General features: G+C 50.7%; 11 protein-coding genes. 10 read left to right on the top strand and 1 reads right to left on the bottom strand.

What is annotated here, in order from left to right:
* Window positions 1–104 precede the first annotated feature (104 nt).
* From MUB35_RS22235 to MUB35_RS22210, 6 genes are all read left to right on the top strand, one after another.
* The gene (locus MUB35_RS22235) at window positions 105–1,613 is read left to right on the top strand and encodes a spore germination protein (RefSeq protein ID WP_033141992.1); all 1,509 of its coding nucleotides are present in this window, start codon (window positions 105–107) and stop codon (window positions 1,611–1,613) included.
* Complete coding sequence (locus tag MUB35_RS22230) at window positions 1,603–2,673, top strand: GerAB/ArcD/ProY family transporter (protein WP_225305195.1); 1,071 nt, start codon at window positions 1,603–1,605, stop codon at window positions 2,671–2,673. The genes MUB35_RS22235 and MUB35_RS22230 overlap by 11 nt, the downstream gene beginning before the upstream one ends.
* A complete protein-coding gene (locus tag MUB35_RS22225; protein WP_244806863.1) occupies window positions 2,654–3,280 on the top strand; it encodes a Ger(x)C family spore germination protein in 627 nt (208 codons plus the stop codon). The genes MUB35_RS22230 and MUB35_RS22225 overlap by 20 nt, the downstream gene beginning before the upstream one ends.
* Window positions 3,281–3,539: 259 nt before the next feature.
* Complete coding sequence (spoIIR, locus tag MUB35_RS22220) at window positions 3,540–4,199, top strand: stage II sporulation protein R (RefSeq protein WP_227246582.1); 660 nt, start codon at window positions 3,540–3,542, stop codon at window positions 4,197–4,199.
* An 84-nt stretch (window positions 4,200–4,283) separates the two neighbouring features.
* A complete protein-coding gene (murI, locus tag MUB35_RS22215) occupies window positions 4,284–5,105 on the top strand; it encodes a glutamate racemase (protein WP_118743656.1) in 822 nt (273 codons plus the stop codon).
* 2 nt (window positions 5,106–5,107) lie between these two features.
* Window positions 5,108–5,560 (top strand): DUF1934 domain-containing protein, encoded by a 453-nt coding sequence (locus tag MUB35_RS22210; protein WP_033141994.1) that lies wholly within the window; start codon window positions 5,108–5,110, stop codon window positions 5,558–5,560.
* Between the two features lie 38 nt (window positions 5,561–5,598).
* Here the strand turns inward: MUB35_RS22210 and MUB35_RS22205 are convergent, their stop codons facing one another.
* Window positions 5,599–6,090, bottom strand: a complete 492-nt coding sequence (locus MUB35_RS22205) for a hypothetical protein (RefSeq protein ID WP_033141995.1) — start codon at window positions 6,088–6,090, stop codon at window positions 5,599–5,601.
* A 165-nt stretch (window positions 6,091–6,255) separates the two neighbouring features.
* Between MUB35_RS22205 and tig the strand changes: the two genes are divergently transcribed.
* The 4 genes from tig (at window position 6,256) to MUB35_RS22185 (ending at window position 11,276) form a co-directional block, all read left to right on the top strand.
* The gene (tig, locus tag MUB35_RS22200; protein ID WP_244806862.1) at window positions 6,256–7,437 is read left to right on the top strand and encodes a trigger factor; all 1,182 of its coding nucleotides are present in this window, start codon (window positions 6,256–6,258) and stop codon (window positions 7,435–7,437) included.
* 110 nt (window positions 7,438–7,547) lie between these two features.
* Window positions 7,548–9,608 (top strand): penicillin-binding transpeptidase domain-containing protein, encoded by a 2,061-nt coding sequence (locus tag MUB35_RS22195; RefSeq protein WP_244806861.1) that lies wholly within the window; start codon window positions 7,548–7,550, stop codon window positions 9,606–9,608.
* 6 nt (window positions 9,609–9,614) lie between these two features.
* Entirely contained in the window at window positions 9,615–10,835 is a 1,221-nt protein-coding gene (locus tag MUB35_RS22190) for a DUF6070 family protein (protein ID WP_244806860.1), read from the top strand.
* A gap of 54 nt (window positions 10,836–10,889) precedes the next feature.
* On the top strand, window positions 10,890–11,276 hold the full coding sequence (locus MUB35_RS22185; RefSeq protein WP_052099540.1) for a hypothetical protein: 387 nt from the start codon (window positions 10,890–10,892) through the stop codon (window positions 11,274–11,276).
* Window positions 11,277–11,289: the final 13 nt, after the last annotated feature.

Here is an 11,289-nt window from a genome sequence, read left to right as displayed (position 1 = left end):
ATTCTAAGAGAGATGTAAAAATTACGTCTCTCTTTTTTGTGCTGCAAATGCGGTCTGATACCGTATATACCACAGCATCACGAGAGCGGAAAGGGGCCTTTCAAATGAAAAATAATGACGAGATATCCATTCATATACAGGAAAATGAAGACTATATCAGAAATACACTGAAAGACTGTGCTGACATCATTATCCGTCCCATGATTCTGGGACAGGAGCCGAAGATACGCTGTCTTGTAGTCTATATTGAGGTGGCAGTCAGCAATATGATGCTGGAGGACTCCGTCATCGGCAAGCTGGTAAACCATATGTGGGAAATGCCGAAGGATGAGATCCTGGAGTTCGTGGATGAAAACGGCCTGGGAATCTCCGACGTTAAAACACTGGACACCATGTCAGAAGCCCTGGCAGCCATGTTTGCGGGAAATGCTATTTTCTTCTTTGACGGCTATCCCCATTCCATCAAGGTATCCAGCAAGGGGTATCCCAACATGGGCGTACAGGAGGCATCCAGGGAAAAGGTGCTGCGCGGTTCCAAGGAAGGGTTTTCCGATGTAGTCAAGACCAACTCTGCCCTTGTGCGGAAAAGGATCAGGAATGCGAAGCTGAAAGTCAAGGAAAAGACCCTGGGTGTCAGAAGCCAGACCCTGGTGCAGATTCTGTACATGGAAGAGCTGGTGCGTCCGGAGCTTTTGGATGAACTGGACAGACGGCTGGAGAGCTTTGAAATCGACGGTGTCATGGACAGCGGCATAGTGGAGCATCTGGCAGAGGAAAACTGGCTCTCCCCATTTCCGCAGTTCCAGACCTCCGAGCGCCCTGACAAGTGCGCCATGGAAATCTTAAACGGCAGAGTCCTGGTATTGGTGGACAACTCCCCTATGGGTATCCTGCTCCCGGCTGCCTTCAATGATTTTCTGCAGGTGAGTGAGGATGAGTACAACCATTTTGAGCTGGCGTCCTTTTTGCGGATCATCCGGTATATAGCCGCTGCATTTGCCATGCTCTTTTCAGGTGCTTATCTGGCGGTGACGAATTTCCACACACAGGTACTGCCCACAAACCTGATTCTCTCCTTTGCGGAGGCCAGAAAAGGTGTTCCTTTTCCGGGAATCCTGGAAGTCTTCTTCATGGAAGTGGCATTTGAGAGTATCCGGGAGGCGGGGGTCCGCGCGCCCGGGCCTTTGGGCGGAACCATCGGTATTGTGGGAGGCCTGATCATCGGACAGGCGGCTGTGGAAGCCAATCTGGTCAGTCCTATCGTGGTGGTTGTGGTGGCAGTGACTGCGCTGGCTACCCTTGCCATTCCAAATGAGGAGTTTACCGCCCCGTTCCGGCTTTTGAAATTCGGTTTTATCCTTTTAGGAGGCACTATGGGCGTCTTCGGCATGCTTCTGGGCCTTTACCTGGTCATCAGCCATCTGGCAGGCCTGAAAAGCTTTGGTATTCCTTATCTGACCCCATTTGCCGCACAGAGAAATGCGGGATACAGGGGAGAGTCAGACGGCATTGTCCTGGCACCGCTCCGGTTTATGACCAGGAGACCCCTCTATGCCAGAAGGGAACAACAGGTACGCCTGAAAACAAAAGGAGGACAGAAGCATGTTCGCTGACAATCAACGGATTTCCCACAGACAGCTTTTCAGACAGCTTGTTCTCGGGCAGCTCGGCATCTATCTGGTCACCATCCCTGTCACCTCATATCTGGAGGGCAGGCAGGGGGTGCTCTCCCTTCTTTTGATGGGGGTTCTCTTCTTTGCAGCCAGCATATTTTTTATCCGCATGAAGCCCTGCTATTTATGTCCTGAACGGTATATGGGAAAATACGCGGGAAAGATTTTCTGCCTTCTGCATCTTTCCTATCTCTTTATTACCGGTGTTTTCCTGCTTCTTGTGACCAGCAGGATCACGGGCCGTTTTTTCATTGAGAGCAGCAAGCCCTTTGTGATCATCACCGTTACGGCTGTGGTATGCTATCTGGGAAGCCACCAGGGGCTGGAGCGCAGGGCGCGTATGGCTGAGATATGCTTTCCCATCATTTTATTTGTCCTGGCGGCCATGTTTCTGCTGTCTGTGACAAGAGTCGAAGGTATCTATCTGGAGAAGACCGGGTCTCTGTCACTGCAGGGGCTTATACAGGGATGTTACCGGGTATTCTGTACCTTCCTGCCTGTATTTTTCCTTCCCTTTACCCTGGGGAATGTGGACCGGGCGGGCAACGCGGGAAAGGCGCTGAACGGTTCCGTGTTTCTGCTGCTTGGCATTCTCTCTGCAGCCCTCATACTTCTGCAGGGGGCATTCGGCGCCGGAGGCTATGTGCAGAAATCCTACCCGCTGTTTGATATGATGGCAGGCGTGGACCTGCCCGGTGATTTTCTGGAGCGCGTGGACATCTTTTTCATCGCTGCAGTTATGTTCTGCATCTTTTTTGCTGTGGGCAGCATTTTTTTCTATAACCATGAACTGTTAAAACGCGGCCATATGGAAAAGGGGGCGCCTTATCTTGCTGCAGGGATCCTGGTGTGTGCTTTGGGATGTGAAAAGGCAGGTATTTCCCTGGAATGGTACCGGGAGGTTCTGCAGAATATTTACGCGCCCCTGTTCCTTCTGCTGGCACTCTGGGCGGGAATCGCGTACGGAAGGGGGAAACATCATGATAAGGAAGAAAAGTAAGACAGTGCTCCTGGCTGTTATCCTGGCCTGTAATCTGACGGCCTGCGGGGTGGCCCTGGAGAACCGCAGCTTTCCCCTCTCCATGGGTGTGGATTTTAAGGACGGTGCATACCAGGTCTATTACGGCCTTCCCGACCTGTCCGGTGTGACCGGACAGAATAAGGACGGGGAGAACCAGAAAGCCGGGGAAAAGGCGGATTTTTATCAGGGAAAGACCATGGAGGACGCGGAAAAAGACTTTCAGAACAGCCAGGAGGACTACCTGGATACAGGACACCTGAAGGTTCTGCTTCTGGGAAAGGGCCTGCTTGACCATGAGGAGGCATATAAGAACCTGCTCCACTATCTGGAGGAAAAACCTTCGGTGGCGGGAAATATTTACGTGTTCTCCTGCAGTGAGCTGGGTGATGTTATGGGCATGGACGGGCAGCAGATGGATTCCCTTGGGGATTATCTCACCGGCATTGTGGAGAACCGGCCCGACAGCCGGGCACAGGATCAGACAGACCTTCAGGACTTATATAACGCATGGCACAACGGGGAAGAGCGGCCCGTTCTCGGAGAGGTAAGCGCATTGGATGATAAAATTATGCTGAATCAGGAATAGGCCTGTAAAGATGCGGCAATACTCTGTCTATAGAAAATAAATGGTTACTGTTCACACGCCACTGTCCCGCGAGGTGTTTTCAGGCTGAAGGCATGAAAATCCCGAGGCAGCCAGCGCAATATGGAGCAGAATGCTCCATATCTGTGCATCGCGAAGCGTGTTGCTGGGCACGCAGTGAACAGAAGTAAATACCGGTCATACGGTGCGGAGGCATAAAGTTTTCCGCGCCGGTATGCCGGATAAGACGGAGGGATTTGCTGTGAGAAGAAGAATACAGAGAAATATCTGGATCGCCGCTACAATCATAGGCCTGCTTGCCACTGTGCTGGTCGGCGCTGTGCGTATACATACACTGAAGAGAGAAAAAGAAACCGTTCAGACACGTCTGGAAAATGAAGTACAGCAGGGGATCGCAAAGGAAATCTTCCGCCTGCACGTGGTTGCCAACAGCGATACGGAGGAGGACCAAAACCTGAAGCTTCACGTTAAGACCAAGATTGTGGATTATCTGGAAGGAATTTTGGGGGAAGACAGATCCCTGGAAGCGACCAGAGAGGCTGTCAAAACGCATCTGGATGAGATTGAGGAGGCTGCCGGACAGGTGATCGCGGATGAAGGGTATGATTACCCTGTTGCTGCCGCCGTGGAAAAGACGTATTTCCCTGACAAGACCTACGGGGACTGTACCTTTCCTGCAGGAGAGTATGAGGCCCTGAATGTGAAGATCGGGAAGGCAGAAGGGCACAACTGGTGGTGCGTCCTCTATCCGAGCCTGTGCTTTCTCGATGAGTCCCACGGAATTGTTTCTGAGGAGAAAAAAGAAGATTTGAGAGAAGTCCTCACAGAGGAGGAATTCCTGACAATTCTGAATGATCCGGAAAAAAGGGATCAGGTGAAAATAGGATTTAAGTGGTTTTAAAGGTTGCGGCTTGCATTCTGGCCTCAATGAGGGTAAAATGGAAACACGGTTAAAATAGAAAATAAATTTTAAGAGGGTTTTCATATGAACCAGAATAAACAGGCGCCGATCGGTGTTTTCGATTCCGGCGTGGGCGGACTTACAGTTGCCAGAGAGATCATGCGCAATCTGCCCAGTGAGAGGATAGTATACTTTGGGGACACTGCAAGAGTGCCCTATGGAAGCAAGTCAAAAGAGATCGTGTTGAAATATTCCCGTCAGATTGTACGTTTTCTGCAGACACAGGAGGTAAAGGCCATTGTAGTAGCGTGCAACACTGCCAGTGCCATGGCATTGGAAACTATACGGGAGGAGATAGATATTCCCATTATCGGTGTGGTGAAACCGGGAGCAAAAGTGGCTGCCCGGACGACCAGAAATAAGAAGATCGGCCTGATCGGTACAAGAGGAACGGTGAATTCCGAGCTGTACCCTGCCATTATACATGAATATGATCCCCGGATCCAGGTAATCGGCCAGGCCTGTCCCCTGCTGGTCCCCCTGGTGGAGGAGGGATGGCTGAAGGATGAAGTGACGGTTGAAGTGACAAAACGCTATCTGGACCCCCTTCTGGAACAGGGCGTGGACACCCTGATCCTGGGCTGTACCCACTATCCGCTGCTGCGTTCCCTGATGCGTCAGGTGGCAGGGGAAAGCGTTACCCTGGTAAACCCCGCCTATGAGACTGCCAGGGCACTTCGGGAGCTGTTAAAGGAACATGGGATTGAGAATGACGGACACGAGGAGGAGGAGTTCCCCTACCGCTTCTATGTCAGTGACGCGGAGGAACGTTTCCAGGAGTTTGCAGGTTCTATCCTGCCCTACGATGTGAGGATGACCAAGCAGATTAATATTGAGGAGTATTGAACATGACAAAAGATGTACTGATAACAGTAAAAGGGATGCAGGCGATTGAAGCCGGGGAGAAGCCGGAAGAAGTGGAAGTGGTGGCAAAGGGAGATTATTACTACAGGAATGGCCATCATTTCATCTGCTATGAGGAAGTGCAGGAAGGATATGACACTATCACAAAAAATATGATCAAAGTGATGCAGGGCTATGTGGAGGTGCAGAAAAAGGGCCTCACCAACACGCACATGATCTTTGAGGAGGCCAAGAAGAACCTGACCTATTATGCAACTCCTTTCGGAGATATGCAGATGGGAATCTCAGCAACCAGGATAGATGTGCAGGAGCAGGAGGAGAACATTGATATCCTCATTGACTACGCTTTGGAGATCAACGATATACATACAGCGGACTGCCAGATCTGTGTAAATGTGAAGCCCCAGGCCGCAGGCAATTTCCACCTGGCATCATAAAAAAGCCGTCCGGGTTTCGTTTCCCGGGCGGCAGTTTTTTACTTTTTCTTTTTCGTATCCTTACTCTCTGTTTTGTTTCCCTTGGCAATGTTTTCCGCTTTGAGGCGCATTCTCTTGAAGAACCCTTTCTTCTTCTGGGGAGCTTCCAAAGCACCGCGCAGTCCGCGGACACCGGTGATATAGATACCGCTTACTTCTGCTTTGACTTCCTTCTTTACGGGGATGATCTCAAAGACCTGCTCGTCCGCCACCAGGGTAACGATCCTGGGACCGATTTTTGCCTTTACGATGGGGAGTTTGGAACGTCTCATAAGCTTCGGTGTCTGATCGATCACCATCTGGGGAAGACCGGACTGTTTAATGGGAAGCCTCTTTTTATCGATAACCAGCATAGAGACGGACTGCTTTGCTGCTTCTATCTGCTCCTGCTGTGCTTCCTGCTTTTTCTGTGCCCTCTTGCCAAGAAAATATAAAACGGCAAGAACGACTACCAAAACGATTAAAATAATCAGTAGAACTTTCCACACCATTTGTGTTAGACCTCCTAAAATCTGGACTGATAACGCAACTATTATTTTAGCATTGTTTCTGTGAAAAGGCAATAAAAATGTGAAAGAAAGGGTTCCTTTTTCAGGTCATGTGTGGTATAACTTCCTTATGCGGAAACCAGAAACCACAGACGAAAGGAATTGTATATGAAGAAAAAACTGATCATGGCGCTATTGGCTCTCAGTATTGCAGTGATGGCAGCAGGATGCGGTGACAAGAAGAGTGACAAGAGCAAAGACGATGATAAAAAGACTGAGACATCCGCGGAGGATACGGCAGTAGATACCAACAGCAAGGGCAATGTGGTGGCTGTCGATGTGGATGATATCAGCAAATATGTGAAACTGGGAGATTATAAGAACCTGGAAGTCACAGAGACAAAGACAGAGATCACGGACGCTGATGTGGAGGATTACATCAGCCAGCAGCTCACCTACAAGGCAGAGGAGATCACAGAGGACAGACCGGTACAGGAGAACGATACCGTCAATATTGATTACACAGGATACCTGGACGGAGAGGCATTTGACGGCGGTTCCGCCACGGATTCAGATCTGCTCATCGGCTCTAATTCCTTTATCGACGGATTTGAGAGCGGCCTGATCGGTAAGAGCAAAGGGGAGGAAGTCACCCTTGACCTGACCTTCCCGGACCCGTACAGCAACAATCCTGACCTGGCCGGCAAGCCGGTGCAGTTCAAGGTGAAGATCAATGCCATCAAGGCAGCGCCGGAGCTGACAGATGAGTGGGTAAAGAACAATACAGACAAGCAGACCGTGGATGAGTATAAAGAGGAGATCAAAAATTCCCTGAAGGAGAATGCTGACCTGAACTATATGAGTCAGCTCAAATCCGACCTGTTCCAGAAAGTTGTGGAAAGCTCAGAGATCACGGAATACCCGGAGAAACCCATGTCCGAGACCATGGATTATGTAAAGAACAAGATCCAGGAGCAGTATGCCAGCCCAAGCGGCATGACTCTGGAGGAATACTGGGAGTCCCAGAGCATTTCCACAGAACAGGCAGAGGAGACCATGACACAGATGGCACAGAACATCCTGCAGCAGTCTCTGATCGTGCAGGCTATCTTCGATGCGGAGAAAGTAGAGATCTCTGTGGAAGACTATGAGGCAGAGCTTGAGAAGTTTGCCAAAGACTATGGCTTTAAGGATGCTGAGGCCCTCAAGAGCGCGTACAGCGATGAGACCATGGTGAAGGCCAATGTACTCTGGAGCAAATCCTGTGAGATCCTCCAGGAGACTGCAAAAGTGACCGATGTGCCTGCAGATGCGCAGAACACCGGTGACGGGGACGCGAAAACCGAATAAAGAAAATACTTGACAATAAGTCCTACAGGTGTAATATATTGGGTGAAACTATATCTTACATTTGTAGGATTTTTGTATAGGGAGTGTATTTACATGAAGGAGGTTATTTTATGAAGCGAAAGAAAGCAGCGGCAGTGATAGGCATCGCGGCGGCCATCGCCGTGTGTGCGGCGGGCCTGGTTCTGTACAAGGTAAAGTTTGAGGAGAAGCGTGAGGATGTGCTGAAGGAGTACATGGGTTATATCGAGAAGGGAAGATATGACAAAATGTATGCACTGCTTGACGAGGCCAGCAGAAATACCGTGAATGCAGAGGACTTTGTCGTCAGGAACCAGAAAATATATGAGGGCATAGAGGCAGAGAATATCCGTCTGGACATTTCCGAGGAGCAGGAGAAAAGCCAGCCCATATCCTATAAAGTCACCATGGATACCGTGGCAGGGGAAATCTCCTTCGACAATGACGCTTTTTTTGAGAAGGAGAGCGGAAAATGGCGCATTAAGTGGAGTGATTCCATGATATTCCCCAATCTGAAGGCTGCGGACAAGGTGAGTGTTGTCAGCATAGACGCAAAGCGGGGAGAGATATATGACAGAAACGGTGAGCTTCTGGCAGGCCAGGGGACGGTTGCCAATGTAGGGCTTGTTCCGGGCAAAATGGCGGTCCAGCCCCAGGAGGAGCTGGAAACCATGGCAGCGCTTCTGGGGACCACAGCCGGCAGTATTTCCGAAAAGCTGGATGCTTCCTGGGTGAAGGATGATTCCTTTGTCCCTGTGAAGAAGATGAGCAGCAGCCAGCTGGAGACCCCTGTGGGTGAGGGGGAGGCCACCCTGAAGGATAAACTGCTGGAACTTCCCGGTGTGATGATCTCCGATGCGGAAAGCAGGGTTTATCCCTATGGGGAGTGCACATCCCATCTTCTGGGTTATGTCCAGGAGATAAACGCAGAGGAACTGGAAGAATTAAGGGACAAAGGCTATGACGAACAGAGCATTCTGGGAAAAAGCGGTCTGGAGAAATTATTCGAGAACAGGCTGAAGGCCCGGAAAGGCTATAAGATTTCCATTGTGGACGCAGAGGGCAGCGAAAAGGAGGCACTTGCCATGGCAGCCCCGAAGGACGGGGAGAATATTACCCTGACCATTGACGGCCACCTGCAGCAGAGTGTGTATGAGCAGTATAAGAACGACAAGAGCAGTTCCATTGTCATGAACCCTAAGACAGGTGAGGTGCTGGCAATGGTATCCACACCCACCTTCAACAGCATGGACTTTGTACTGGGAATGTCTCAGGAGAAATGGGATTCCCTGAACAACGATGAGGATAAGCCCCTGTACAACAGGACAAGGGAAAGCTGGGTGCCCGGTTCCTCCTTCAAACCTGTCATCGGCGCGGTGGGCCTTACAACGGGAACCCTTTCGGCGGACGAGAACCTGGGAGCCAGCGGCCTTTCCTGGCAGAAGGATGAGAGCTGGGGGGATTACCGGATCACAACGCTGCATGAGTACGGGGATGAGGCGGTTCTGCGGAATGCCCTTGTCTACTCAGACAACATTTATTTTGCCAAGGCAGCGCTGAAAATCGGGGCAGATACACTGACGGAACAACTGAAAAAACTGGGATTCGGGCAGGAGATACCATTTGAGATCGGTATGAGCAAATCCCAGTATTCCAATGAAGACGGAATCACTTCGGAGATCCAGCTTGCGGACAGCGGATACGGCCAGGGACAGATTCTGATGAATCCCCTCCATCTGGCCTGTATTTACTCCGCGTTTATAGGCGACGGAAATATGATAAAGCCATATCTGGAGATGACAGACAATAAAACACCGGAATACTGGATCGCAGGTGCCTTTTCCAAGGAGGCTGCCGCTGTGATAAAAGAGGATCTGACGGCAGTCATCGAGGATGAGAACGGGACCGGCCACGGTGCCTATACAGAAGGAGCGAACCTGGCCGGCAAGACGGGAACCGCGGAGATCAAAGCATCCCAGGATGATGAAAATGGTACGGAGCTTGGATGGTTTGCCGTATTCAATACGGACGGGGACAAGACAGACAGTTTCCTGATGCTCAACATGGTGGAGGATGTGAAAGACCGCGGAGGAAGCGGTTATGTGGTGGATCTGGACAGACCACTGTTGGATGAAATGCTGGCAAAGGAGTGACGTGGTGTGAGATTAAAAGGGGTTATGATGTGTGTGACAGCAGTAAGCCTGATCCTGGGCGGATGCGGAGACAAGGTACAGCAGAAGGAAGAGGTGACTGTCAGTGCCGATACCGCCAAAGAAGAGGACCGGGAGGCTGTAAAAGAGGAAAACAGCTATTATGAGATGGAAATACCTGCCGATGAGTCAGAAACCCTGACAGAGGCCGCTGTCCAGGCTGCAAAGAGCTATCAGGACCTTTTAGTTCAGGCAAAGAAGAACAGCGGCAAGGAGGAGGTGCTTTCCATGGACACTGTGGCAGCCCTGGTAAAGAAGATGGGAAGCCAGGGGTATGCTGCCCTGGATAACAGGAACAGGGAGAACATGGAGAACTACCAGCTTGCGGAGAAGTTTTTGGCAGGTCAGGAGAAAAAAGAGGATGCAGCTGTTTCCATCTACCGCATTCACGATGACGGAGGAATGGAAAAGATAGATTTTACCTCAGACAAAACAGGAGCAGTGACCATCACCTCCACGATCGTGGACTGGAATAAAAAGCAGGAGCCATATGTGGTGGATATGGTGCGGTACAAAGCCTGGAAATGGGCGTATACAAAGAAAGGCTACCTTTTCTATGAGAGATATATTCCGGAGGGGATGGAGGCAGACGGTACCGATGCCATACGCGTGCTCCCCCTGGACGAAGAGCTGCGCAAAATGTGTGAGCAGTACATAGAGCCCATCGGTTATGAGGGAAACAATCTGTTCCTTGTGGAATGGGATGAGTCCAACTTCCGGCAGGTGAACTTCAACGACCTGTATGATGTGCTCTACCGAATTGACCAGGGGAGCCTGCCGGACAGTGCCCAGTATCCGGAGGGGATCGGCAGCAGTGAATTTGAAGATCTGATCGAGAAATATTTCAGTATACCTGTGGAGCAGTTAAGGGTGCAGGCAGGATATAACAGCGGAACAGGGACATATCCCTGGATACAGATCGCGGGCAGCAACACTGCTGACTGGACAGAGAGGATTCCGGAGGTGGTGGATTTACAGGATAACGGGGATGGAACCCTGACCCTGACAGTTGATGCGGTCAGTCCACAGCTTAAAAATGACAGGCTCTTTACCCATCGGGTCACCATACGCGGGGCAGATGACGGGGATGGTTTCACCTATGTGTCCAACACCATAGAACCCGGGGGGCAGGTACCGCCCTACACGCCCAGGACCGCTGTGGAACAGTGACGCGGGTTTCTTTTCTGCATATACTGACTATGAGAAGAATCAGTGAGGTTTTTTATGGCAGTTAAGAAAGCGGACCCCAGGGAAGAGATACTGGGGCAGGAGCGGGTGATGCAGCAGGATATGCGGCGCCTGCGCGCCAATTACCCGGAAAACGCCGCATACATCCAGTGTTATGTGGAGGATGCATGTGACCGTATGGATTATGAGGGCAGCAGGATGTACGATGAACATCCGGACAAATACATGATGCGCAAAGTCTGCGATTCCATCCACAGCCAGATACGCAGAGATAGCGGAAGGATGGGAGTGGAATCCGGTTTCTGCAGAAGATGCGGCAACCTTCCGGACGAAGCGCTGCAGGATCTGATAGAGGTCCTGTTCTTCAACGAAGTGTACAGACGCAGATGCCGGCGCAGGCGCTGCAGAAGATTATACCGCTGAGTGTCAGCAAAAG

The sequence above is a fragment of the Blautia sp. NSJ-175 genome (assembly GCF_022867815.1).
In the GTDB taxonomy this organism is placed as follows: Bacteria; Bacillota; Clostridia; order Lachnospirales; family Lachnospiraceae; genus Blautia; species Blautia celeris.
Note: the sequence above shows the minus strand (reverse complement) of the source record. Positions and strands in the feature narration are given on the sequence as shown.